Origin of the sequence: Nocardia sp. NPDC050378, assembly GCF_040655675.1 — a bacterium.
GTDB lineage: Bacteria > Actinomycetota > Actinomycetes > Mycobacteriales > Mycobacteriaceae > Nocardia > Nocardia coubleae.
This window is the reverse complement of the sequence record NZ_JBFAKI010000009.1, coordinates 1-24,354: the sequence shown is the minus strand read 5'-3', so window position 1 is coordinate 24,354 and position 24,354 is coordinate 1. Positions and strand designations below refer to the sequence as shown.

General features: G+C 66.1%; 25 protein-coding genes, 1 tRNA gene and 1 pseudogene. 18 read left to right on the top strand and 9 right to left on the bottom strand.

The genetic code is table 11. The annotated features are described in order from the left end of the window. Positions 1 to 66: 66 nt before the first annotated feature. On the top strand, positions 67 to 423 hold the full coding sequence (locus AB0I35_RS20395) for a hypothetical protein (protein WP_357397677.1): 357 nt from the start codon (positions 67 to 69) through the stop codon (positions 421 to 423). Between the two features lie 2 nt (positions 424 to 425). On the opposite strand, the gene AB0I35_RS20390 is transcribed toward AB0I35_RS20395, so the two are convergent. Further along, positions 426 to 665, bottom strand: a complete 240-nt coding sequence (locus tag AB0I35_RS20390) for a hypothetical protein (protein ID WP_357397675.1) — start codon at positions 663 to 665, stop codon at positions 426 to 428. Between the two features lie 394 nt (positions 666 to 1,059). Here AB0I35_RS20390 and AB0I35_RS20385 point away from each other — a divergent pair, with 394 nt between their 5' ends. From AB0I35_RS20385 to AB0I35_RS20370, 4 genes are all read left to right on the top strand, one after another. Then, positions 1,060 to 1,416 (top strand): LysR substrate-binding domain-containing protein, encoded by a 357-nt coding sequence (locus AB0I35_RS20385; protein ID WP_357397921.1) that lies wholly within the window; start codon positions 1,060 to 1,062, stop codon positions 1,414 to 1,416. Positions 1,417 to 1,725: 309 nt separating this feature from the next. Further along, positions 1,726 to 2,886: a SpoIIE family protein phosphatase gene (locus tag AB0I35_RS20380; protein ID WP_357397919.1), complete on the top strand. Its 1,161-nt coding sequence runs from the start codon at positions 1,726 to 1,728 to the stop codon at positions 2,884 to 2,886. Then, positions 2,883 to 4,478 (top strand): ATP-binding protein, encoded by a 1,596-nt coding sequence (locus tag AB0I35_RS20375; RefSeq protein WP_357397673.1) that lies wholly within the window; start codon positions 2,883 to 2,885, stop codon positions 4,476 to 4,478. The genes AB0I35_RS20380 and AB0I35_RS20375 overlap by 4 nt, the downstream gene beginning before the upstream one ends. Continuing rightward, positions 4,475 to 4,918, top strand: a complete 444-nt coding sequence (locus AB0I35_RS20370; RefSeq protein WP_357143243.1) for a response regulator — start codon at positions 4,475 to 4,477, stop codon at positions 4,916 to 4,918. The genes AB0I35_RS20375 and AB0I35_RS20370 overlap by 4 nt, the downstream gene beginning before the upstream one ends. A 6-nt stretch (positions 4,919 to 4,924) precedes the next feature. On the opposite strand, the gene AB0I35_RS20365 is transcribed toward AB0I35_RS20370, so the two are convergent. After that, positions 4,925 to 5,371 carry an ATP-binding protein gene (locus AB0I35_RS20365; protein WP_357397672.1) on the bottom strand — a complete coding sequence of 149 codons (447 nt, stop codon included), beginning with the start codon at positions 5,369 to 5,371 and terminating at the stop codon, positions 4,925 to 4,927. Positions 5,372 to 5,532: 161 nt separating this feature from the next. Here AB0I35_RS20365 and AB0I35_RS20360 point away from each other — a divergent pair, with 161 nt between their 5' ends. Further along, positions 5,533 to 5,904, top strand: a complete 372-nt coding sequence (locus AB0I35_RS20360; protein ID WP_357397671.1) for an STAS domain-containing protein — start codon at positions 5,533 to 5,535, stop codon at positions 5,902 to 5,904. Positions 5,905 to 5,958: 54 nt separating this feature from the next. Here AB0I35_RS20360 and AB0I35_RS20355 read toward each other — a convergent pair whose 3' ends face one another. Beyond that, complete coding sequence (locus AB0I35_RS20355; protein WP_357397670.1) at positions 5,959 to 7,512, bottom strand: acyl-CoA carboxylase subunit beta; 1,554 nt, start codon at positions 7,510 to 7,512, stop codon at positions 5,959 to 5,961. Positions 7,513 to 7,870: 358 nt separating this feature from the next. Between AB0I35_RS20355 and AB0I35_RS20350 the strand changes: the two genes are divergently transcribed. The 8 genes from AB0I35_RS20350 (at position 7,871) to AB0I35_RS20315 (ending at position 13,763) form a co-directional block, all read left to right on the top strand. Continuing rightward, on the top strand, positions 7,871 to 8,038 hold the full coding sequence (locus AB0I35_RS20350) for a hypothetical protein (RefSeq protein WP_357397668.1): 168 nt from the start codon (positions 7,871 to 7,873) through the stop codon (positions 8,036 to 8,038). Between the two features lie 286 nt (positions 8,039 to 8,324). Further along, a complete protein-coding gene (locus AB0I35_RS20345) occupies positions 8,325 to 9,494 on the top strand; it encodes a helix-turn-helix domain-containing protein (RefSeq protein ID WP_357397667.1) in 1,170 nt (389 codons plus the stop codon). A 211-nt stretch (positions 9,495 to 9,705) separates the two neighbouring features. Beyond that, a complete protein-coding gene (locus tag AB0I35_RS20340) occupies positions 9,706 to 10,611 on the top strand; it encodes an alpha/beta hydrolase-fold protein (protein ID WP_357397665.1) in 906 nt (301 codons plus the stop codon). Between the two features lie 35 nt (positions 10,612 to 10,646). Beyond that, a complete protein-coding gene (locus tag AB0I35_RS20335; protein WP_357397664.1) occupies positions 10,647 to 11,078 on the top strand; it encodes a hypothetical protein in 432 nt (143 codons plus the stop codon). Next, entirely contained in the window at positions 11,066 to 11,461 is a 396-nt protein-coding gene (locus tag AB0I35_RS20330) for a DUF3592 domain-containing protein (RefSeq protein WP_357397663.1), read from the top strand. Before AB0I35_RS20335 ends, AB0I35_RS20330 begins: the two co-directional genes overlap by 13 nt. An 80-nt stretch (positions 11,462 to 11,541) precedes the next feature. Further along, positions 11,542 to 12,450, top strand: coding sequence for a TIGR03564 family F420-dependent LLM class oxidoreductase (locus tag AB0I35_RS20325; protein ID WP_357397662.1), 909 nt, complete (start codon positions 11,542 to 11,544; stop codon positions 12,448 to 12,450). 90 nt (positions 12,451 to 12,540) lie between these two features. Beyond that, the gene (locus AB0I35_RS20320) at positions 12,541 to 13,632 is read left to right on the top strand and encodes a mechanosensitive ion channel domain-containing protein (protein ID WP_357397660.1); all 1,092 of its coding nucleotides are present in this window, start codon (positions 12,541 to 12,543) and stop codon (positions 13,630 to 13,632) included. 57 nt (positions 13,633 to 13,689) lie between these two features. After that, positions 13,690 to 13,763: transfer RNA gene (locus AB0I35_RS20315), tRNA-Pro, on the top strand. 102 nt (positions 13,764 to 13,865) lie between these two features. Here the strand turns inward: AB0I35_RS20315 and AB0I35_RS20310 are convergent. Both AB0I35_RS20310 and AB0I35_RS20305 read right to left on the bottom strand, forming a co-directional pair. Continuing rightward, positions 13,866 to 18,236, bottom strand: coding sequence for a hypothetical protein (locus AB0I35_RS20310; protein WP_357397659.1), 4,371 nt, complete (start codon positions 18,234 to 18,236; stop codon positions 13,866 to 13,868). Further along, a complete protein-coding gene (locus AB0I35_RS20305) occupies positions 18,233 to 18,619 on the bottom strand; it encodes a hypothetical protein (protein WP_357397658.1) in 387 nt (128 codons plus the stop codon). Before AB0I35_RS20305 ends, AB0I35_RS20310 begins: the two co-directional genes overlap by 4 nt. A 231-nt stretch (positions 18,620 to 18,850) precedes the next feature. Here AB0I35_RS20305 and AB0I35_RS20300 point away from each other — a divergent pair, with 231 nt between their 5' ends. Beyond that, on the top strand, positions 18,851 to 19,126 hold the full coding sequence (locus AB0I35_RS20300; protein ID WP_357397657.1) for a GlsB/YeaQ/YmgE family stress response membrane protein: 276 nt from the start codon (positions 18,851 to 18,853) through the stop codon (positions 19,124 to 19,126). A 230-nt stretch (positions 19,127 to 19,356) separates the two neighbouring features. Here AB0I35_RS20300 and AB0I35_RS20295 read toward each other — a convergent pair whose 3' ends face one another. From AB0I35_RS20295 to AB0I35_RS20285, 3 genes are read right to left on the bottom strand one after another with little or no spacing between them, the layout of a single operon-like run. Then, a complete protein-coding gene (locus AB0I35_RS20295; protein ID WP_357397656.1) occupies positions 19,357 to 20,157 on the bottom strand; it encodes an MFS transporter in 801 nt (266 codons plus the stop codon). After that, on the bottom strand, positions 20,132 to 20,281 hold the full coding sequence (locus AB0I35_RS20290) for a hypothetical protein (RefSeq protein WP_357397655.1): 150 nt from the start codon (positions 20,279 to 20,281) through the stop codon (positions 20,132 to 20,134). The genes AB0I35_RS20295 and AB0I35_RS20290 overlap by 26 nt, the downstream gene beginning before the upstream one ends. 5 nt (positions 20,282 to 20,286) lie before the next feature. After that, the gene (locus AB0I35_RS20285; RefSeq protein ID WP_357397654.1) at positions 20,287 to 20,547 is read right to left on the bottom strand and encodes a hypothetical protein; all 261 of its coding nucleotides are present in this window, start codon (positions 20,545 to 20,547) and stop codon (positions 20,287 to 20,289) included. On the opposite strand from AB0I35_RS20285, the gene AB0I35_RS20280 reads away from it, so the two are divergent. The 3 genes from AB0I35_RS20280 to AB0I35_RS20270 all read left to right on the top strand — a co-directional run bounded on the left by AB0I35_RS20280 (position 20,546) and on the right by AB0I35_RS20270 (position 24,046). Next, on the top strand, positions 20,546 to 21,190 hold the full coding sequence (locus AB0I35_RS20280) for a TetR/AcrR family transcriptional regulator (RefSeq protein ID WP_357397653.1): 645 nt from the start codon (positions 20,546 to 20,548) through the stop codon (positions 21,188 to 21,190). The genes AB0I35_RS20285 and AB0I35_RS20280 overlap by 2 nt on opposite strands. A 132-nt stretch (positions 21,191 to 21,322) precedes the next feature. Further along, on the top strand, positions 21,323 to 22,759 hold the full coding sequence (locus AB0I35_RS20275; protein ID WP_357397652.1) for a basic amino acid/polyamine antiporter: 1,437 nt from the start codon (positions 21,323 to 21,325) through the stop codon (positions 22,757 to 22,759). A 27-nt stretch (positions 22,760 to 22,786) separates the two neighbouring features. Further along, positions 22,787 to 24,046, top strand: a complete 1,260-nt coding sequence (locus AB0I35_RS20270; RefSeq protein WP_357397651.1) for an arginine deiminase — start codon at positions 22,787 to 22,789, stop codon at positions 24,044 to 24,046. A gap of 45 nt (positions 24,047 to 24,091) precedes the next feature. Here AB0I35_RS20270 and AB0I35_RS20265 read toward each other — a convergent pair. Next, positions 24,092 to 24,354: pseudogene (locus AB0I35_RS20265) on the bottom strand (TetR/AcrR family transcriptional regulator); the annotation flags it as partial.

Below are 24,354 nucleotides of genomic sequence, written 5' to 3'. Positions count from 1 at the left end.
GGCGCGTGGCGCGTTCGGCGAGGACACTGGGCAACAAACGCGCCGATGTTCCGAGGAGGACTGGCTATGGCGGATGACAGACCATTCGATGCCGATGATTTCGACCGGGTTCTGCGTGGGGCGAGCGAGGAGATCCGCGGATTGATCGGGAAGGCGGGCGGATTTCTGGATCAGACGGTGTTGAATTCGCTGTTCGGACAGTTCACCGGGCCCCAGCAGGCGGCCGAGCCCGAGACCACCGGGGACACCGGAGGCGGGGTGTGGGCGATCTACACCATCGACGAGGGCGGGCAGGCGCGGGTGGATCAGGTGTTTCCGAGTGAGCTCGAGGCTTTGCGGGCCCATCGCGACAACACCGATCAGCGTCGTCGCGTGCGATTTCTGCCCTACGGGGTGCCGGTCAGCGTGCTCGACGCGCCCTGACCTTACTCGGCACCCTTGCCGCCCTTACCTTTTCCCTTGCCTTTGCCTTTAGCCTTACCTTTCCCCTTGCCCTCGCCTTTACCGCCGGGCTCCTTCTCCTCGTCGACGACGGCCCCCTCGTCTTGGGCGGCGACGACCGGGGGCTGAACGGATTGGACCGGATGGGCACCGGCCGCACCCCCGGCCAGCAGGACGGTGAGAACTCCGACCGCCGCGGCGGTGGCGAAAGTGTGAGTCGACAACGTGAGCCCCTTCTCGCGGTGGAAAGTGCTACCTCTGTGATCAACCGGTCCAGCGTAACCGGCTGTCGGCCGGATCGTCGCCGGCGACGCCTGCGCCCCGCCGTGTCACCCGCAGCTCTTTTCGACCGCCTCCCCCGTGGCGTGTCCCCCACAGCCGCCGCCCACGAACTGGCCGACCGGATCGCGGACCCGCTCGATGCCCTCGCCGAGGTCACCGGCACCCCCACTGGTCACCCGCTACCCGAACCACCCGTGCTGCTCGGCGGGCCCGCCGAGATCCTGGCCACCCTTGCCCTGCTCGCCCTGGCACCACTGGGCACCGAGGGTGTGCGATTGCAGGTGGTAACCGGCCTCGCCGACGACCTGCTCGCCGAATTACGCACCGGCGCTCTGGATCTGGTCATCTCCGCCATCCGGCCGCGCGGCCGGGCCGTCCTCGCCGAACCCCTGGCCGCCGATCCTGCGCCGCTATTGGCGCCACGTCTTCGGGCGCCGCCTCGAGCGCAGGCCCGCCGTCGTCGTCCCCGATCTGCGCGCGGTCCTCGCCGTGGTGACAGCAGGCGGTGGCGTGAGCGTGTTGCCCCGCTACCTGTGCGCGTCCGCCGTGGTCGCCGGAACCGTTGTCGCGCTTCTCGATCCGGAAGACCCGCCGATCAACACCGCCTACCTGGTCGGCCGTTCCACCAGCACCGAACGCCCCCACGTCGCACTCGTCCGCACCCGCCTTCGCGAAACGGCGCCGACCTGGTGATTCACCGGGCGGCCTGGCACCGGCGAATCGGGTGGGCGCCGAGCGGTTCGGTGATCGGATAAGATCGCAGAGCTCTTTCGGTCCAGCCAGCGGCTGAAGGAGCCAGTTCGCGCTGCGGGCGCTCGGGATCGGAGACATTCGTGCACACCGCTGGATTTCGGCTGTCCACCTGCGGGAGAAGACCCACTCGCCGAAACAGTGTGAGTGTCAGGACCGGCATTCCCACGGGTCGCCGTGCCGCGCAGTGACACAACCGCCGCCGATCTCCTGGTCACCGAGGCAGCGGCCCTGCCGGGCCGGGCCGCTCGGATCCTGCTCGTCGAGGACGACCCGGGTGACGCGCTGCTGGTAGAGGAGCTGGTGGCCGATCTCGGCACCGGACCGCGCCTGGAGTGGGTGCGCACCCTGGCCGAGGCGGGCGAACGGCTGCGCACCGACACCCCCGATTGCGTCCTGCTCGACCTGCACCTTCCCGATGCCAACGGGCTCGAGGCACTGGCGCGACTGCACCAGATCGATGACCAGATCGCCGTCGTGGTGATGACCGGGCTCGACGAGGAGCAGACCGGGCTCAACGCCCTGGCCGCAGGCGCCCAGGACTACCTCGTGAAAGGCCGGGTGGAGCCCGAATTGTTCGGGCGCGCGGTGCGTTACGCCATCCAGCGTAAACACGCCGAGCGCACGACCGCCGCCCTGCGGGCCAGCCAGATGCGGGCGCAGGAGAACGCGCGTCTGGAACGCGGCCTGCTGCCCACTCCCCTGCTCGGTGCCGACCGCGCCGTCGAGGTGCTCGCCCGGTACCGACCCGGCGCCGACCACTCCCTGCTCGGCGGTGACTTCTACGACGCGGTCCAGGACACCGACGGCGTGGTGCACGTGGTGATCGGCGATGTCGCGGGTCATGGCCCAGACGCCGCGGCGACGGGTGTCGCGCTCCGATTGGCCTGGCGCACCTTGGTTCTCAGCGGCGTCACCGGTGCCCGTCAGCTTTCTCTGCTCGAGGAACTACTCGTGGCCGAACGCCGCGACGAGCAGACCTTCGCGACGGCGACCGTGTTGCGGCTCGACCCGGTGACCAGGCTGGTTCAAGTGCGCCGAGCGGGCCATCCGGGCATGCTGCGGCGCGCCGCCGGCATCTCGAGCTGGTTGGAGGTCGATGGTGGCCCGGCGCTCGGATTCGTCCCGGGCCACGGGCAGTGGCCCGCGCACGAGCTGCGTCTTGCCGAGAACGCCGGGCTGATGCTGTTCACCGACGGACTGTTCGAAGGCCACGTCGGTGACGGCAGCCGGCGCCTGGGCGAGGACGGCCTGCTCGAACTCGCCAACACCCTGCCCATCGCACACCCGGACGAATTCGTCGACGCGCTGATCGAACGAGTAGAAGACCAGGCCGCCACAGCGGGCGGCCTGGACGACGATGTGGCCATCCTCTATGTGCGATGGCGCGACAACGGAAGGCCTGCGCAGTGACGACAACAGCCCACGACCGGAAACGGTTGATCAGCCGGATGACGGCTCAGGGCTGGTTCCAGCTCGTCTTCGCCTCGATGATCGTCGCCGTGATCGTCGGTGCCGTGGCAGGCGCCCAGGTCATCGCCCACACGAACCGCGTCACCGACCGGCTGGTTGCCCAAACGCTTCCGGCCGCCGCCGAGGCCGCGCGACTGCAGGGCGCGCTGGTGAACGAAGAGGCGGGTGTCCGGGGTTACGTGCTCACCCGTGATCCGCTGTTCGTCTCGCACTACTCCAGCGCCAGGCAGGACGAGGCGAAAGCCGTCGAACGGCTCGAGCAGCTGATCGAGGGCCGTCCCGAACTCCAGGCCGACCTGTCCGCTCTGCTGACCGCCGCCGACCTGTGGCGCACCGCGTATGCCGAGCCGGTGATCACCCAGGGCGGCGCGCCGAACCGAACAGACATGGGCATCACCTACTTCGGTGAGCTGCAATCACGGTTCGCCACCCAGAACGACAATCTCACCGCCGCCGTCGACCGCGACAACAGCAGGCTCGACACCGCCCGCACCACCCGCAACCTGGTGCTGTCGGGCATCGTGGTCGCCTTCCTGGTGACGGGAGCTGCGCTCACCGTCCTGGTGCGCCGCCTCGTCGTCCGGCCGCTCGGCTATCTCACCGAGTCCTCCCGGCGCGTCGCGGCAGGCGAATTCGACTCCCGCATCGATCCCGTCGGCCCCTCCGACATCGCGCTCGTCTGCGCCGCCGTGGAGAACATGCGCGACCACATCGTCGCCGAACTCGCCTCCTCGCGCGTGCAGGAATCGGTGCTGCACCAGCAGAAACAGGAACTGGCCGACCAGGCGGAGGAACTACGGCGCTCCAATACCGAACTCGAGCAGTTCGCCTATGTCGCCTCCCACGACCTGCAGGAGCCGCTGCGCAAGGTCGCCTCGTTCTGCCAGCTGCTCGACAAGCGCTACGGCGACCAGCTCGACGAACGTGGCAAGCAGTACATCGACTTCGCCGTCGACGGCGCCAAACGCATGCAGGTACTCATCAACGACCTGCTCACCTTCTCGCGTGTCGGGCGCGTATCCGACGGCACCGAACCCGTCGAGCTCGTCGACAGTCTCGACGCCGGGCTCACAGCGCTGTCGTCGAGCATCGAGGAGACCGGCGCGGTGATCGAGCGACCGGAGCAGCTGCCACGAGTCGAGGGCGAACCGACACTGCTGGTCATGCTGTGGCAGAACATCATCGGCAACGCGATCAAGTTCCGCACCCCGGGATCGACGCCGCTGATCCGGATCACCTGCACACCGGACGACAACGGCTCGGGTTGGCAGTTCAGCGTCGCCGACAACGGCATCGGCGTCGACGCCGAATTCGCGGACAAGGTTTTCGTCATCTTCCAGCGCCTGCACGCCCGCGACGCCTACAGCGGAACCGGTATCGGGCTGGCCGTGTGCAAGAAGATCGTGGAATTCCACGGCGGCCGGATCTGGATCGACACCGACTATCACGACGGCACCCGCCTGTGTTTCACCCTGCCCGCCCTCGACGAATCCACCACCGCATCCGACGCCCGGAAAGAGGCTATCGCATGACCGTTCCCGGCCAGCCCATCGATATTCTGCTCGTCGAAGACGACCCCGGCGACGAATTGATGACGAGAGAGGCGTTCGAAGACAACAAAATCGGCAATACCCTGCATGTGGTAAGAGACGGCGAGGAGGCCCTCGACTTTCTCTACCGCAACGGCGACTACGCCGATGCGCCGACCCCCGACCTGATCCTGCTGGATTTGAATCTTCCGAGATACGACGGCAGGCAGGTATTGGAGAAGATCAAGGCCGACCCCGAGTTGTCACCGATTCCGGTGGTCGTGCTGACCACATCCGCCGCCGAGGAGGACATTCTGCGCAGTTACAAGTTGCATGCCAACGCGTATGTGACCAAACCGGTCGACCTCGACCAGTTCATCGCGGCCATCCGGCAGATCGACGAATTCTTCGTGCAGGTAGTCCGGCTGCCGAGGGTGCGCTGACCGGCTTCACGAGCAGGCGATGAGCATGGTGACAACGGTGCCGGATTCGGTTGTATCGACGTCGAATTCGCTGCTCACCGCGCGCATGATGGTCAGTCCCCGGCCGCGCGAATCGTCGGTGACCGCGGCACCCGGCCGCCAGCTGCCGTGGTCGGTGACGACCACGCGGATGTGACCGTCGGTGACCGATGCGCCGATTTCGACGGGCCCACCATCACCGCGATGTCCGTGCTCGACAGCATTGGTACACGCCTCACCCGCGGCCAGTACCACATCGTCGACCAATGTTTGCCGCACCGAAATGTCGCTCAGCCAGGCACGCAGCGCACGACGGACCTCGATCAAACGATCAGCAGTCGCGGAAAATTCCAGATAGAAAGGTTTCAGGGCGTTCTCCTGACCAGACGGGCGCCTCGGCACCGAACTGTGTGCTGTAGGTCTCGCTTCTGGCATTTACCCCATCCGATCCACTGCTAAGCAGAGCGCACGTGTGATCCATACGTCCGGCGAGGACAGCGCGGGACGTGAGACCTCCTCTGTAAGGTCCGATTTCATCGGGTAAGTTGAGTGAGATGTGTTCGCCGACCCGGCGGCACCGAGGCAAGAGGTGGAAAGTGGCGAATCGCGACCAGAACGGAATCCCCGACCTCGATGTGCAGGTCCGCGCCGAAGACGGATTCGAAATCCTCACCGTTCGCGGCGAAGTCGACATGGCATCGGCGCCCCAGTTGCAGGCCGCGCTGGAAAAGGCACAGCAGGGCGGGAATGCGCTCGTCGTCGACATGACCCAGGTGGGATTCCTCGGGTCGGCCGGACTCAGCGCGCTGCTCATCGTATCGAAAGCGGCACCGGGCCAGTTGCGGGTGGTCGCGTCCCGTGAGGTCGCCCGCCCCATCGAGCTGACCGGCCTGGACAAGCTCCTTGCCGTCTACAGCACCCTCGAAGCGGCCGTCGCCGCCACCGACGAGGCGCCCTCCGCGCTGTAAGCGCACGCCGGGCGGTGCCCGGATCGGTCGTCTGCGATCCGGGCACCGGGGCACTCACATCGGATACACCGAGTGCTTGCGCGGGTTGAACTCCCTTGCCACAGGCGGCTTGTCGCGCAACAGGCGGAGCGCGTGGCGGATCTCGAGCCGGGTACGCGCCGGTTCGATGACGGCATCGATATAGCCGCGTTCGGCCGCGATCCAGGGCGTGGCGACCGTCTCGTTGTACTGGTTGATCATGAATTCCCGTGCGGCGGCGCGATGTTCCTCGGGGACCGCCGCCAGTTGCCGCTTACCGATCAGGTCGACCGCGCTCTCGGCGCCGATCACCGCGATCCGCGCCGTCGGCCACGCGAAGCTCACATCGGCGCCCACCTGACGCGCCGCCATCATTCCGTAGGCACCGCCGTAGGACTTGCGCACCACGAGATTGATGATCGGCACGGTGGCCTCGATGATCGCCCTCGGCACCCGTCCACCACGGATGATCACGCCCGCCGCTTCCTGATCGAGCCCCGGCAGCACACCGGGTGTGTCGACGACGAACACCAGCGGGATATTGAACGCATCGCAGAGCCGGATGAAGTAGGTCGACTTGTCCGAGCACGCCGCGTCGATCGAACCACCCAGCACGAGCGGCTGATTGGCGATCACGCCGACCGGATACCCGTCCACCCGCGCGAAGCCGGTGATGAGATTGGGGGCGAAAGCCGCACGGATCTCGTGGAATTCGCCGTCGTCGAAGATCCGCAGCAGGATCTCGTGCATGTCGTAGCCGGTGCGATCGGAGTCGGGAATGATCGTGTCGAGCTCACGATCCGAGCCCGTGATCTCCGGCTCCAGACCTGGATTCACGATCGGCGGCTGCTCGAGACAACTCGACGGCATGTAGCTGAGGTAGGCCCGCGCCCAGGCGTAGGCATCCGCCTCGGTCTTCGCCACGTGATGCAGCGTGCCGCGCTCGGCCTGCACCGCGGCCCCGCCGAGGTCTTCGGCGCTGATGTCCTCACCGTTGACCGCTTTGATCACCTCCGGCCCGGTGACGAACATGTACGAATCCTCGGTCCCGATCAGCACATCGGTATTGATCGGCCCGTACACCGACCCCGCCGCGCACTTGCCGAGAATGATCGACACCTGCGGCACATACCCCGACAGCTTCTCCAGTACCCGGGAGATGTCACCGAACGACGCGATCGACCCCACCGCGTCCTGAATCCGCGCACCGCCGGAGTCGTTGATCGTCACCACGGGGCAGCCGGAAACGAACGCCAGCTTCAGCGCCCGCATGAACTTGCGCGCCGACACCACACCCACCGATCCGCCGTACACGGTCTGGTCGTGCGCGATCACCACCACCGGCCGCCCGTCGATCAAGCCCCGCCCGGTGACCAGGCCGTCGCCGTAGAGCGCGTCGGGCTGGTCGGGCTGGCGCGCCAAGGCGCCCACCTCGATGAACGTCCCGGGATCGAGCAGCATGTTCAGCCGCTCCCGCACGCTCGGCACGCCCTTCTTCGCCCGCTTGGCGACGCCGGCCGCACCCGCGGGTTCCGCGGCGATCGCCAGGATCTTGACCAACTCGTCGAGCTTCGCCTGCGTAGTCGCCACGCTCGCTGCCACCTTCCAACCACCTGTAGTACTCCGGGCGAACCTAGGCCCAATCGCGCGCGCACACGACGCCTGTGTGCGGTATGTGGACAGGTCACAGTGATCGGTGACGATCCCTCGTGGTTCCGACAGCCCCGTCGTGGTCCGCGCCGAACCTGCGGTCCATACCTGATCGCGCGGCACAAGGCGATATGACGACCGCGCCGAATTGTTGTGGATTTCTCCGACAATGCCGCCGGAGACCAAATGGAAACGTCAAAAGTCGCTGTCGTCAGGTGAATTCAGGATTGTCGTCGTGATCTGATCGAGATGTCCCACCGCTGGGATGTTCCACCGAAGTTCGACCGAGGAAGTACGTATGAACTCCAGAATTGCCCGCCCGTTCGCGGTCGCCACGCTCGCGGTGGCCGCCGCGGCTCTCAGTACCGGCACCGCGACCGCCGCCGCTCCCGCGCCCGTCTCGGGCTCCGTGGAGGTGTGCCTGCCCCTGCCGCTGCCCGTTCTCGAAGTGAGCCTGTGCTTGTGACCTGCTAGATCGGTGCGGTGAGCCGGTGTGGGCGGACGTCGGGGCGCCCACACCGGCTTGTATCCGGTACCTGCCGTAACCCTAATCATTTCGCCGTTCTCTTGACCTTTGTCACAAGCGAAGCCCGGACGTGACAATGGCCTACGCGGTAGTTTGGTCACTTGCCCAGCGATCTGGGTGGGAAGGATTCATCATGGCTGCCACAACTTCCATCGAACCGTTCTTGACCGCTTCGGGCCGCCCGGTGTCAACCCCGTTGAAAGACGTTCGCACAATCTCGCGTCAGATGGTTGTGCATTTCATCGAAAACGTCGTTCCCTGCGCGACACTGCCGGGCGAAGCGCTCGACGGCGACGTCACCACCGTCACCAGGGTCTGCCTGGAACTCACCAGAAGCATGCTCGACGGTCGCGACCTGCCCGGTCGCGTGGAACGCGTGCAGGCCGCCGCCGCCGATTGGGCACGCGAGGGCATCCCGATCGACACCATCCACCACGCGGTCCACGAAGGCTTCAAACTCGGTTTCGACCTGGTGATCACCAATGTCACCAACCACGACTACGACACCGTGGTCGGTGTGGCCCGGCGCCTGATGGACGCCCAGGACATGATCACCTCCGCCGTCTCCGCCGCCTACGTGCGTGAGCTGCGCGCCGTCGTCAGCGAGCACCACACCGCCGTGCACACCCTCACCTCCGCGCTGCTCGGCGGCCAGAACACCTCGACGATGGCCCGCGAATGCGGTATCGAGGTCGCCGACGAATACCACGTGATGGCCCTCGAACTGCCACCGCACCCGGAGGAATCCGAGCCCGGCCTCAACGCGAAAGTCGTTGCGCGGCGCAAGTTGCGGCGCGTGCAGGCCGAACTCGCCAACCGCTGCGACGGCAAGGTGCTGTCGCTGCTCAGCGTCGACGGCGGCACCCTGTTGCTGCCTGCCACCGAGTTCACCGAGCCCGAGCTCGACGACCTGATCGTGCACCTGTCCACCGCCGCCCAGGTGCCGGTGCGCGCCGTGGTGATGTCGGCCGCGCCGGGCGAGATCCCGCGCGCCGCGGAACAAGTCCACGAACTCGTCGAGATCGTGCACCGCCTCGGCGGCCCGAGCAAGATCTACCGCCCGCACGAACTGGCCTTCGAATACCAGCTCACCCGTCCCGGCCCCGCTCGCGACTATTTGAGTTCGGTCGTCGATTCCCTCGAAGCTCACCCGGAACTCATGCAGACCCTCGAGGTCTACATGGCCACCAATATGCAGCGCTCGCGCACGGCCCGGAAGATGTTCATCCACACCAATACGGTCGACTACCGGCTCAAGCGGATCAGCCAGATGACGGGATTCGACCTCAACGACGTCACCGGGTTGTGTTACCTGCGGGCAGCCCTGCTCATCCGCGCGCATAGAGGGACGACGTCGAGTGACATCTCCCCTGACCGGGGTTCCCGCGCCGGCTGAGGGCCGCATGCCCCCATTTCTGGGGTCTGTCCGGGCTTTCCTACGAACGGGATCGTTCTTCGATAAGGGTGCACTTTCGCTTCGCGGAGCCTCACAGAGGCGGACAGCGAGCGTGGGCACCTATCCGAGCACCCGTGATCGTTGTCGATCACCGGTTCGGCGATCGAAAGGAACCCCGTTGTCCAGACTCCGGCTTGTGATCCTGACCCTCGTGACCGTTCTGATCGCCCTGGCGCCCTCGTTCATCCCGGCTCCCGCACAGGCTGCGGCCACGGTGCGGTGGGAAGCGCGGGTCAGTGACCGCATCCTCGATATCGGGATCTCCTCGCCGAACCTCGAGGGGCCCGACTTCGCGGTGAAGGTGGTGCGGTTGCTGCTCCCACCCGGCTGGTCGAAAGACGCCACCCGCACCTGGCCCACGATCTGGGTTCTGCACGGCGGATTCGACGATCACAAGTCCTGGACCGACAAGGGCAATCTCGAAGCCCTCACCGCGAACACCGACGCCATCTACGTGCTCCCCGAAACCAGTTGGTGCAGTGCCTATTCCGACTGGTGGAACTACGGCTCCTACGGCGCGCCCGCCTGGGAGAAATACCTGATGGGCGACGTGCGGACCCTGCTGGAATCGACCTACCGCGCGAACACCACCCGCGCCATCGCGGGCAACTCGATGGGCGGTCTCGGTGCGATGAAATTCGCCGCGAAGTACCAGAGTTGGTTCCGTTCGGCGGCCAGTTTCAGCGGCAACGTCGACCCGCTGCACGACTCGGGCGCTCCCGGCGAACCGGACAAGCCCGGCCAAGGATGTGCCGCGGACTGGAAACGCGTCTGGGGTGACTACACGGCCCAGCGCCACATCTGGGAGCAGAACAACCCCTACACCCAAGCAGCCAAGCTGACCGGAATCCCCCTGTTCGTCACCTACGGCAAGAACGGGCTCGTCGAATCCGCTGTGTACGAGCAGAACTCGCGCTTCGTCGCCAAACTGGAGAACACGCCCGGCGTGGATGTCAGGGAACGCTATGACGCAGGGGCCGGACACGACTGGTCGGCTTGGTCGTCGGCGATGTCCTGGGCGCTGCGGGATCTGCTGCGTTCCGTGGGCGTCGGCTGATCGGTGCCGGACTGCCGGCTGAGGGCGGGGACATCATGCACTTGGTCCCGGCACTGTTGCTGGCGATCATCGGCGCGTCCACGGTGGGGTCGGCGCCGATGGCGGGCATCCCGCTGCTCGCCCTCGCGACGGTGATCGCGATGTACGAGCTTCGCGAATATCTGTGGGCACTTCGCGAGATCGGTCGGATGTCGCCTTCGCTGTCCCGGCGCGAGCGTTTGTGGCGCGCGGCGCGGCTGTCGGGAAAATTGAGCGGAACCGGCGGGTCGAGCTACGGAAGCGGACCGAGCTGCGGAGGCGGGGCGGATCGAATTGCGGGGGTGGGGGTGGATCGAGCTGCGGAGGCGGTGGCGGCGGCTGTGGTGGCGGAGGAGGGGGCGGTGGTGGTGGATGACCGGGCGACGAGAAATGCGCGTGAATGTCGTGGGGAGGGAAGACTGTGTCAACGGAATGGTTGTTCGCGCTGATTCCGGGTTGCCTGGGGTCGGTCTTCTTCGTTATCGGTGTGGTCTTGATTCGCCGTACTCGAAAGTTGAAGATTTCCGGCGCGAAAGCGGTCGGCACAGTAGTCCCATTGGCAACCAGTTCGGGACAGAACGGCACCCTGTATCACACGGTGGTCCGGTGGGTGACGGCCGATGGGCGCACCGTCGAGAAACGCGCCGTCATGGGTAAGTCGTGGATTGTGAATTTCCGCCCCGGCACGCCGGTACTCGTCCATTACGATCCGGATCGCCCGGCGAAGATGGTCATCGAGGGCTATAGCGGCGGTTCGGAATGGTTGTTCTGTCTGCTGGGCGCGGGTGTGCTCGGTGTGACTCTCGCGGCGTGCCTGGTGGCGGCTTTCTGAGGCCGACGGCCCTTTCGATCACGGTGATCAGATAGTGGCATTTCGGAACAAAGCCTCCCGATGGCCCGGTTGGACCGGGCATGACTCTCGGAATCGCGCTCGCCGTCGAAAACGCCACCAACTACGTCGACGACATCGTCGAGCAGGCCCGCTTCGTCGCCGAACAGGGTGTGCCCGCGGTGTGGTTCGGGCAGCGGATGGACTACGACTCCCCCACCCTCGCCGCGATCGTCGGACGTGAGGTACCCACCTTGCAGGTCGGTACCTCCGCCATTCCCGTGACGGGACGGCATCCGCTGCTGATCTCGTCGCAGGCACAGACCGCCCAGGCCGCCACGCACGGCCGCTACCATCTCGGTCTCGCGGTCGGGTCCACCTTGTCCGCGAGTGCCTTCGGTCAGCCGTTCGATCGGCCCATCGCCCGATTGCGTGAGTTCCTCACCTCGTTGCGGCAGCTTCTCGACACCGGCACCGCCGACATCCACGGTGAACTGTTCACCACCACCCCGGCGCTACCGACTTCGGTTCCCGGCGCCGAGCGGCTTCCGGTGCTGGTGGCCGCCATGGGACCGCAGGCACTGCGAGTCACCGGCGAACTCGCCGACGGCACCCTGCCCTACCTTGCCGGGCCTAGGACGCTGAGCGAACACATCGTTCCCGAAATCACCAGGGCGGCAACCACTCCCCCGCGGATCGTCGCCTTCGTACCTGCCGTCGTCACCGCGGATGTCGAGACGGCCCGTTCCGAAGCGTTGCGGCACTTGGCCTTCTATGAGCAGATCCTGTCCTATCGCCGCGTCCTCGACCTCGAAGGAGTCACCAGAGCGGCGGATCTGGCACTGATCGGTGACGAGGAAACCGTCGCCGCGGGCATCCGCCGCTACTTCGACGCGGGCGCGACCGAAGTCGTCCTCACCGCGACCGACCTCAGCGGCCAGGCCGACCATCGCCGCACCATCGCCCTACTGGGCGAACTGGCCAGGCGGTGATCCGCTGCCATCAGAACGTCATGTCTGAGGCCGCGACACCCGGGTAAGCGACCGGCTGAGGCGAGTCGAGAACGAGAGGAGTTCGATCTCGTGGAAGACCTGTTGCGGCCGATGCTCGTGGTGTTCGGCACGATCGCGATCACCGTGGCCGCCGGCCTGGTGATCGACCGGTTGCTGCGCTACAGCGCCGGCCGACGTCCCGGTGTCCACCTGAATTCGGTACGCCGAGTACGGGTGCCCCTTCAATTACTGCTGGGCACACTGCTTTTACGTGCCTTCTACCCCTTGGCCGACCTGGATCCACGCCGCGACACGGTGGTCCAGAATTTCCTGGCCACCGCCGCGCTGATCGCGGCAGCGTGGTTGGTGATTCGCGCCACCGACGCCGTCGCCGAGCACCTGCTGCGCCGCTATGCCCAACGCACAACCGAGGTTTCGCGGGTGCGGCAGTTGCGCACCCAGCTGGGACTGGTGCGCCGCATCATCACCTCGGTGCTCGTCGTCACCACCGCGGCGGTCGTGATCCTGCTGCTGTTCCCCAGCCTGCGCACACTCGGCACCTCGATGCTCGCCTCGGCGGGCGTCATCGGCATCATCGCGGGCGTGGCCGCCCAATCCACCCTGAGCAACCTGATGGCCGGGCTGCAGATCGCCTTCGGCGACTCGGTCAAGATCGGCGACACGGTGGTCGTCGAAGGCGAATGGGGCGTGGTCGAGGACATCACCCTCGCCTTCCTCACCGTCCGCATCTGGGACGACCGCCGCCTCACCATGCCGGTCTCCTACTTCAACAGCAAGCCCTACGAGAACTGGTCACGCGGCGGCTCCGAAGTCACCGGCACCGTCGCCCTCCACCTCGACCACTCCACCCCCATCCCCGCCCTGCGCGAACATCTGCACACCTACCTGCGCCGACGCCCCGACTGGGACGGCCGCACCTGGAGCCTGCTCGTCACCGACAGCACCCCCACCAACATCGTCGTGCGCGCCGCCATGTCCGCCGCCGACGCCGACGACGCCTGGACCCTGCGCTGCGCCGTCCGCGAGGAACTGCTCACCTGGCTCTCCGACCACCACCCCCACGCCCTCCCCAAAATCCCCACCCTCATCACCAACCCCACCGACACACCCCCCGAACCAGTCTCGACCGCATCCCGAAACGGCCATCTACCAGCCGATTAGTACTCACGCGGACTGTTGCGGTAATCTTTCCGAGCACCCGGCGACGGGGGCAAGGAACGGGCTGTGGCGCAGCTTGGTAGCGCACTTGACTGGGGGTCAAGTGGTCGCAGGTTCAAATCCTGTCAGCCCGACAGTGAAAACCCCTCTGACCTGGGTCGGAGGGGTTTCGCTTTTTCGGCGATATGACGTTTTCGGTCAGATCCACAACTTCGTCCCCCAGTGACGCCCTGGCGTCAGCGACAGACGTTGTCGTAGGGCACGTTCGGCGCGTAGTACTGCCAGTCCTTCTCGGAGATCGCCGCCCCGAGCCGTCGGCAGGCTGCGACTTCTGGATCGAGCAGCGTCGTCAGCGCCCCGCGGACATCCCAGATTCGGACGGTCCGGGGATCGCGCGAGACGAGATGTCCGTCCAGCCGTAATCGCAGCGCGTCCACGGTGCCCAGATGGCCGGAGAGCCGCACGGTGCTGTCCATGTTGTCGGTCGGTGCGAGCATGACGTCGCGCCCCGACGCGATGGTGAGTATCCGCGGATCCAGGTCGAGAGCGGACGAGCCGAGCACCCGCTGGGTCGCTTCTCGTAGCTCCGGCACGGTGGGGTCGGTCAGGTCGTAGACCTCGGTGACAGCGTTCTCGGCCGTGAAGCTGCTGGTTTTCAGCAACATGCGGCCGTCGGCGCTGACCGTCACGCGCCCGGCTGCTCCCGAAAGCTCCGCGAGCAGCCGAGGCTTGTCCGGTCCGCGAATGGCCCAAATACCGGTACTGTCCGATTCGGTCGCCGCGGCGAGAAACCGGCCGTCCGGCGACACCGTGTAGACGGGTCGGGGAGAACCGCCGACCGGGATGTCGTCGAGGTGCCGAGGTCGGGCCGGGTCGGTGATATCCCACAGCTGTACGACGTATCCGAAGCCGCTCTCCCGCTCGACGGCCAGGGTCGTCCCCGCGTGGTCCATCCGCACGGTCATGGTGTGCGTGTTGGGATAGGTCAGGCCGATCCTTGAATTCGTCGCGACCGACCCGACCAGTACCGGGTCGGCCGGGTCCACGAGCGACCAGAGAGCGGTCGCACCGTCGGCGCCACGCACCGCGACCAGACGACCATCGCGCGTCATGCTCACATCGGCGGTTCCGTCGGCCTGCTCACGTATTTCGCCGACCCGCACCGGGTTCCGCGAATCGGTCAGCCGCCATACCTCGAGGATCTCGGGCGCCGTGAGCGATGACTGACGGTCGAGGATCAGTGTCATGCCGTCCGGGCTGAGGTAACCGTCGTCACCGAGGGCTTCGAATTCGGTCTCGACCTCGATCCCGGTGCCGCCGCCGAGATTCCACAAGGTCGTCTTTCCGCCCCGCCCACCGGACACCAACGTACGGCCGTCCGCGGAATAGGTCAGGGACCGGATCTGGCCAGTCAGTTCGGTGTCGAGACTGCGTTCGACATGCGGGTGCAGCGGATCACGCACATCCCAGATCTGAACGCCGGCACCGCTTCCGCCGACGGTCAGCGTACGTCCGGACGGACTGAATTCCGCTCGGGTGGCGCTCGGTCCGATGACTCCGGTCGGTCCCGTGTCGGAGACGGTGCCCAGTGCCGTCGGCCGGGTGCGGTCGGCCAGGTCGATCAGGATGACAGGACCCCCGCGTCCGGCGAGCGCGACCAGGCGGTTGTCCGCGCTGAACGAGGCGAACTCGCGCGGTCCACCGGTGATCATCCCGAATGATGCCGGGTCGGTCTCGATCGGCAAGGCGGTCGAAAACCGCGCCAGTTCCACAGGGAGAGCGAGATTCCGGGTATCCCACAGGACATACCCGGAGCCGTCACCGGTGACGAGCATCGAATTGTCTTTGCTGAATCCGAGCAGCATGCCCGGCATGTCCGGTCGCGCGACCTCGGTGACCTGGTCACCGATACGGACCAGGGTGGTCACGGAGGCGTTGCCGACGAGCGTCCGCCGGACGCCGACCGTCCCGTCGGCGGAGATCAACGCGACCGTCCCACCACCGTCGGCGCGGCTGAAGGTTGGTCGGGCCGGATCGCTGATGTCCCACCACTGGACATCGCGCTCATGCTGCTCGACCGGCCGTGTCTTGTCGTGGTCATGGCCGTATACCACGAGCGTCCGGCCGGTCGCGTCGAACCGGAGATCGTCCACCTGCCGGACCCGGAATCTGCCGACCGGAGCGTCGACCAACTGGTGGTTGTCGACCCGCCACAGCGCCACCTGGCCGATCTGGTCAGCGGCGGCCAGGAGACCACCGTCGGGGCTGAGCGCCACCGCTGTGATGGCGTCGTCGGCCTCCTGGAATTCGGGCATGATGACCGAACCACCGAACGGGCTACCGATCAAAGCCCGCGCCAGCTCCGTGCGGTTCCGGTCACTCGGCGCGATGCGCGCGGCGGCCAGGTGAAAGCTCAGTGCCGCACGCGGGTTGGTTTCCGCATGGATCTGCCCCAGCAACTGCAATTGACGCACGGCCGCCTCGTCGGCGCTCGCGCTCGCCCGGTCGCGCTGATCGATCGCGAGAATCCCGCTTGCCACCGAGAACACGGTCAGCAGTACCAGGCCCATGGCCACGCCGACTTTCAGGCGCTTGGTGAACGTTCGCCTGTCCTCGCTGGCGTGCAGGTACTCCTCTTCCGGTTTGTTGAGCCGGACGCCGCTGTCGCGCAACCGCAACGCCGATTCCAGCGCCGGACCGGACATCAGCAGGCTCGGGTGTCTGCGGGACTGCCATTCGGCGGCCCGGCTCCGGACCCGCTGCCACTCCCGCATCTCCGCGCCGTACTGGTCGATCCACTCCTGCAACAGTTTCCAGGCGTCCAGCAGGGCGTCATGGATGAGGAACACGGCGCCTCGGTCGATGCCGAGCAGCCGGGCTCGGACGAAGACGTCGAGCACCCGAGGGTCGGGCCGGAGATCGTCCAGCGCGACGACCCGGCCGGTGCGCTGCGTCTCGCCGTCCAGCGGGACCAATGCTAGAAACAGCTGGCGCGCTTCCGTTCTACCCGCAGCGTCGAGCGCGTCGTAGACGGCGTCGGCGCTCTTGGTCACGGCTTTGTCGATGCGACCTGCCCGGATGTAGTCGGCGGCGGTGAGTATCCGGTCCCGCCGCACCTGCCAGGTCTCCATCAGCGCGTGCGACAGTAGTGGCAACACTTCGACCGAGCGACCCGAGCGCGGCAGCGCGTCGGCAAGGATGATCTCGACGAGATCCTCTGCTGCCACGAAACCGGCCTGCGCGGCAGGCTTTTCGACCACCATGCGCAGATCCGCGGGCGTCATCGGTGTCACTTCGACGGCCGCTCTGGCCGCCGGCCCGAGCACCGGGTAACGCAGGCAGCGCCCGAGGAAGTCGGACCGGAGACAAACCACCGTCAACCGGGCGACGGCGGCCAGTACCGTCAACTTCTCGATGAAGACATCGGCAACGGCGAGATGATGGGTGAACACATCCTCGAACTGGTCGACCACCACGGCAATCGGTGTCGTGGTGCAGGTTTCGCGCAGCCGGGTGGGGTCGGTGAGCAGATTGTCGACGGCCTCCTGGGAAATTCGAAGGGCCCCGGCCAACTCGGAGCGCAGGGCCGCCAGCGGATCGGCGCCGGGCGCGAACGCCACTTGCCGCCATGCCTCCGAGCCGGGGAACTCCGCACCCTTGTCGAGCAGCGGCAGCAGTCCGGCGCCGAGTATCGAGGACTTTCCGACGCCGGACGCTCCGGTGAGCACGATCATGTCGGTGGCGCGCGCGGCGATGGCCGCGGTCAGCGCGGCAGTCGTCTCGGCCCTCCCGAAAAACCGTGCGGCATCCCCCTTCTCGTATGCGGCCAACCCGAGATACGGGTTGACGGCGTCGGCGGCGCCCGCATCCGACGGTGGCTCCAGCTTCGGTCGTCGGTGGCCACGGTTGTTCGCGATGACCAGTCGCCCGGCGTTGCCGCGGAATTCGATGCCGATCCGGGGCTGATGGGGATCGACGTCGTGCAGTGTGCGATCGAGTAGCTCGGTCAGGCGGGCGAGCGTGGTCTGCGGCGGGCCGTTCGGATCGCCCGCGGCCAGGACCTGCAGCAACGCGCCGGTGAACACGGTGTGCTCGGCGCCGTCGCGAACCAGCGCGGGTCCCCACGGCGTCGCGGACACCAACAGCAGGCCGTCGGCGATATCGGAGCCGAGCCTGGCCCGGCCGGAATAGCAGCAGTCGAGCACCACGAGCACCGTGCTCGCCGTCGACGTGGACAGTGCCGCCGGAATGGCGGAGAACTCCAAAGCTTCACTGGCGGGGCGGTTCTTGGTGATGTCGACAGTCGCCACCGTCGAGAGGAACAGCTCGTTGCCCGCCGCGACCAGCCCGTGCCCGACGAAGTAGATCAGCAGGACATCGGTCGCCGCGGCGGCGGTGGCCCGGATTTCCGCGTCCAGCATGACCGGATCGGGCGGATCGAGAACGACTCGAATGTTCGCCGGACGAACATCGCACGAATCCACCAGCCGCCGTTCGAGATCCGCCAACGACGTGCGCACGGCCGGGACGTCGGACAGCTTCGGGCTGTTCGTGTGTTCGGTTCCGATGAGCAGTACGCGTGTGCCTGCACCGCTCAGTCCGGTCATGGCTCTGAGTTGTCGCTGTCGGGTGTGTCGAGTCGACCGATCAGCTCGGCGAGCGCGGCAGGGAGCTCGGCGTCCTTGAGCCGCTTGATCCGCTTGGCGGACAACGTGACTTCGGTCTTGTTGTCGGTGCGCTTGATGTCGATCTCGATGTCCGAGGTATAGACACGCAGAAAGGCGAACAACGCGGTGGCCAGCGGCACCAGTGTCTGCGGCTGTAGCACGATCTGCAGACCCTCCAGCACCGGTCCCAAAGTGCCTTCGGGGGCGGGCTTTTCGAGCAGAGTGACCCGGCCACGCCACCGCGCATCGTTCAGTAGCTCGGTGTTCAGGTCACGGAGCGCGTCCGCGCCGCCCAGCTGCCTTGATTCGACGAGAACGTCCATGTGCCTATCCCTCCACGCCTCGACAATAAGGATGTCGCATGTTCGCGTCAGTTGCCACACACTCGCGTGATCTGCTGTCTGCCGGGAACGAGTCGGGTGACCGCGATACCTCTCAGCGCCTCGCGAGGCACCGATGGTGTAGGGCTGATTGACCGCGCTGGACCCGGGTATGCCGCGATAGGGCGAGCACAACGGGTGTTCGCCAGCGCCTTCAGGTGATGGGAGTAGACCATGCTCGGTCTCGGTATTCTCGGATGGATCATCATCGGCGGACTCGCCGGGTGGATCGCCAGCAAGATCATGAAAACCGACGCCCAGCAAGGCATCCTGCTGAACGTGGTCGTCGGCATTGTCGGCGGCCTACTCGGCGGGTTCCTGCTCGGCTTGTTCGGAGTCGATGTCGAAGGTGGCGGGTTGTGGTTCAGCTTCTTCACCTGCCTCGCCGGGGCGGTGATCCTGTTGTTCCTCGTCGGTCTGGTCACCGGTCGTCGCGGAGCCTCGCGGTAACCACACGCTGATCTCTGCGTCGTGCACGGCCCGAAGCCCTCGGCTTCGGGCCGTGCCACGATTCCACCGGCCAACGCCGCGACCGAGGTCATCGCCCAGCCGCCCTGCACGCGCACCGGATCCTGTGCGGTGCGCACGTTTGCCGCTGCACGGCGCCGATCGCGCACAGGATTCGAGATGTCCACCGCCGGGGTCACAGGAGCACCCGTCACCAAGGTGGACCGGCACGGCTACTCGCCGATCGCGGGCGACGATCGGGGCGGCGGGTCGATCGCACCAAACGATGTCGGGCGCCCGGCGGGCACGATCACGACCGCCGCGACGGCACCGAGCGCTAGTAGCGCCGCAGTCACCCACAGGGCCGTGCCGAATCCGTCGGACAACGCATCAGCGCCTGTTGCGCCACCGGTAACGGAACTGGCCACACCGACCAGCACCGCCAGCCCGAGGGCACCCCCGAGCTGGCGCGCGCTGCTGAGGATTCCCGAAGCCAGCCCGGCCTGTTCGGCAGGCACACCGGTCGACGCCGCCACACCCATCGCGACCATCGCGGCGCCGACGCCGACGCTGCAGACCAGTGACGGCAGCACGATGCCGGTGACCAAGTCGCTGGACGGATCGGTGAACCCGAACCACAGCAGACCCGCGGCACCGACCAGTCCGCCGACGAGCAGCACCGGTCGTGGCCCGAAGTCGCGAGCCGCGACCCGCGCTGCCCGCAACCCCACCATGACGCCGGCACAGAACGGCAGGAAGGCCAGGCCGGTTTCGGTCGGGCTGTAGCCGAGGACGCGCTGCATCATCTGGGAGACGAAGAAGAAGCTGGCGATCTGCGCCGAGGTCAGCAGGAAACCGAAGACCGCGGCACCGATGAGCGAGCGCCGCCGCAGGAAATTCAGCGGCACCAGCGGGTCGGCGACCTTGTCCTCGACGACAACGAAGATCAGCAAGGCGATGGCGCCGGCGGCAAACAATGCCGGCGTCCGCGGTGCGCCCCAACCGTGCTCACCGGTGGCGATGACCCCGAGCACCAGTGCGGTGACGCCTGGCGAACACCGCGCCGAGTATGTCGAGCCGTCGCTCTCCGGTGGGCGCCTGGTTGCTCACCCCGCGCAGCACAGCGATGACGGCGGCGACCACGAACAGCACGTTCACCCACATCACCCAGCGCCAGCTAGGTGGTCGGTGAGCAGCCCGCTCAGCACCACCGAGCGCGCCACCCGCCGCGCCGGCGCCGCCCCAGATCGCCATCGCCTTTGGCGGCCGCCCAGCAGCAGCAATCCCGCGTAGGGCAGCAGGAAGGCGTTGATGGCCCAGGCCAGACCGGTCGGCCCGAGATCGAGCGCGGCATCCATGGCGGGGAGCGCGACATTGACGATCGCCCAACTGCTGGCCACGCAGGGCGCAGTGGCGTTCAGCATGCGCAAGCCGGCCGGCGATCTCGGGGTCAGTACGGCCGCGATCTATCACCACTTCCCCACCAAGGCAGCACTGTTCTCGGTGGTGCTCGGCCGACTCACCGACGAACTGCAACGCCCCGAGCTCCCTACCGCGCCACGAGATCGAATGGTCGCCATCGTGGACTACCTCATCGAGACTCTTCACCGTTTGCCGTGGGTGGCCGACATTCTGGTCACCGGTCAGAGCTCGGGCCGGGCGGCGTTGTGGATGCTCAACGAATTCGTCGATGCCGCAGGGGAATTGGGCGCATCCGATCGGCAAGCCGCTTACATGTACCTGACTGCCTGGCGTTTCGTGGTCGGTGAGCTGATGAGCCGCCGAGCCGCCGAGCATCACCGCGACGGAGACGAGGCAGCTCTCCCCTACTGGTCGGACCTGATCTCGGCCGATCAGTTCATCGAATTCCCCGCCGTCGCCCGGCTACTCCCGCAGTGGGCCGACATTCGCGCCGAGTTCCGCAGCAAGACGGCGGTCGCTGATGTCATCGACGGTCTCGTCGCGGGCATCTCCCGGGGTGTGACCGAGCCCTTCACGGCCGATCCGCCGGATATCGGTGATTCCGGCATCACCTCGACCCGGACGATGCGTGATTCCACTCGTTGAGTGAGTGTCGACGGCGCGTACGCGGCAGTGTTCTGCCCTGCACGTGAGACGCTGATCGGGCGGCTCGTCACCGAGCATGACGTGCGGGTCCACCGGCTTGTTGTCTGACACCACAGTCTGCGAGGAGATCGGATGGCCACGAGCGCACCAGAAGCCGACAAGAAATTCAGCCTGCCCACCTTGACCGCGATGGTGATCGGCAGCATGGTCGGTGCAGGCGTGTTCTCCCTGCCCGCACGATTCGGAGTGGCTACGGGCATACTCGGCTCGCTTATCGCCTGGGGGATCGCGGGTGTGGGAATGCTGATGCTCGCCTTCGTATTTCAAACCCTCGCGATCCGCAAACCCGCACTCGACGCAGGTGTCTTCATCTACGCCAAAGCTGGTTTCGGTGACTACGCGGGCTTCAACTCCGCGATCGGCTTCTGGGCGAGCACGATCGCCGGAAACGCATTCTATTGGGTGTTCATCACTGCCACGGTGGGCGCCTTCTACGACGGTTTCGGTGACGGTGACACCGTGCTCGCGGTCGCGGTATCCACGGTCGGGGTATGGGTATTCCACGTGTTGATCGCCCGCGGCGTTCGGAATGCGGCGATCATCAACCGGATCATCACCGTATTCAAGATCCTGCCCATCATCGTCTTCATCATCGTGCTCTTCGTCTCCTTCGATGCCGGGGTATTCGCCGACAACTTCTTTGCCTACGACGACCTGAGCAGTCTCGACGAACAGATCCGGAACACGATGATCATCACGACCTTTGTGTTCCTCGGCATCGAGGGAGCGAGCGTCTACTCCCGTTACGCCAGAAAGCGAACCGATGTCGGCAGGGCCACCGTGCTGGGGTTCCTGAGCGTGCTTGCGCTTTTCGCGTTGGTCACAACATCGAGCTATTCGGTGATGCCACAACCCGAGATGGCAACGACACGGCAGCCGTCGATGGTCGGTGTCTTCGAGTCGGTCGTCGGGGCCTGGGGTGAAACTTTCATCAGTATCGCCGTGATCATCTCGGTCCTCGGCGCCTATCTGGCATGGACGTTGATGGCCGCGGAAGTCATGTACGCACCGGCGCGCAGCGACGACCTACCGGAATTCCTCGGCCGCGAAAACGACGACGGCACACCGATCAGCGCGCTGATCGTGACGTCCATCGCCGTCCAGTCACTCCTGTTGCTGACCCTTGTCATCGACGACGCACTCAACTTCATGCTCGACCTGTGCACCAGCCTGGCACTCATTCCCTACTTCCTCGCGGCGGCGTACGCGCTCAAGCTCACCATCACCGGGGAAGCCTATGAGGAGGTCGGTGCGCGCACCCGCCGCAAAGAAGCGATCATCGCCGGTGCTGCCACCGTGTACACCCTGTTTCTTTTCGACGCGGCAGGGCTCGAGTTTCTTCTGTTGTCCACCGTGATACTCGCGCCCGCGACGTTGCTGTATGTCAAAGCTCGCGCCGAACGAGGTGCCCGACTGTTCACCCCGACCGAAATCGGCCTGTTCGCCATCATCGTCGTCGGTGCGGTGTCAGGCGTCATCGGCCTCGCGACCGGCACGATCGCGCCATGAGTTCCTTCTTTCCGAAAGGGCACGGCCATGACCCATCAGAGCTCCCAACCGCAGTCCTACGGGGTCCATTCCGAGGTCGGGCGGCTACGCAAGGTTCTCGTTTGCCGACCGGGCCTGGCCCATCGCAGGCTGACCCCGACGAACGCCGACGACCTGCTTTTCGACGACGTGATGTGGGTGGAAAACGCTCAGCGCGATCACGCCGACTTCGTCAACAAGCTCACCAACCGCGGAGTACAGGTGGTGGAGTTACACGAATTGCTGGCGCAGACAGTGGCCGTTCCCGGAGCGCGCGACTGGATACTCGATCGTAAAATCGTGCCGAACGAAGTCGGCATCGGGCTCATCGACAACACTCGGACCTACCTGGAAAGCCTGAGCGCCGACTCGTTGGCCGAGTTGCTGATCGGCGGCATGTCGACCCTTGACCTGCCGGAGGATCTCCGCACCCCCTACCTCGGGTTGGCAAGGGAATCCACCGGGATACGCGAATATCTGATGCCGCCGCTGCCCAACACCCTCTACACCCGCGACACCACATGCTGGCTCTACGGTGGACTCACCCTCAACCCGCTCTACTGGCCCGCGCGCCACGACGAGACCTTGTTGATGAAAGCCGTCTACCAGTTCCATCCCGAGTTCGCCGGCTCCACCGTGTGGTGGGGCGACCCGGAACAGGGATGGGGCCAAGCCACTTTCGAAGGCGGCGACATCATGCCCGTCGGCCACGGCGTGGTGCTGATGGGCATGAGCGAACGCACCTCTCGGCACGCCATCACCCAGGTCGCCCGATCACTGTTCAGCCAGGGCGCCGCCGATCGCATCGTCGTCGCGGGAATGCCGAAGCTACGCGCGGCGATGCATCTCGACACAGTCTTCACTTTCGTCGACCGCGACACCGTCACCCTCTATCCGAAGATCATCGGCGCGGTACATACCTTCTCGCTTCATCCCACCGAACGGGCTCCCGGCGTTCAGGTGGTCGACGAAGGCACCACACCGTTCGTCGACGTCGTCGCGGACGCGCTCGGTCTGCCGGAATTGCGGGTGATCGAAACCGGAGGCGACGAGTACGCCTCGGAGAGGCAACAGTGGGATTCGGGCAACAACGCTGTGGCGGTCGAGCCCGGTGTGGTCTTCACCTACGACCGCAACACCGAAACCAACACACTGCTCCGCAAAGCCGGTATCGAGGTCATCACGATCAACGGCGCCGAACTCGGCCGGGGACGCGGCGGTGGGCACTGCATGACGTGCCCGATCATCCGCGACCCCGTCGACTTTTGATCCCGACACTCGCGCCCAGCATTCGTTTCGTGGGTTGGTGCCGTGTTATCGATCCGAGTTGGCTGTGACTTCTCCTGCTATCCATTGGCCCATCATTTGCGCAGTCATTTCGAGTATGTCGCGACGTTGCCGATCGGAGATATCGTTTGCTGACGCACGGACGACGGCGGCGAAGCCGGTGTCGACCATGAGATCGGTGACCGCGTCGAGGTGGCGATCATCGGATGGCCCGAAGGCCTGGATGAGTACGACCTTCACCAGAAGCCGCAGTCGCTGACCGAACTCGCTCAGCCCGGCTTCAGGGAATT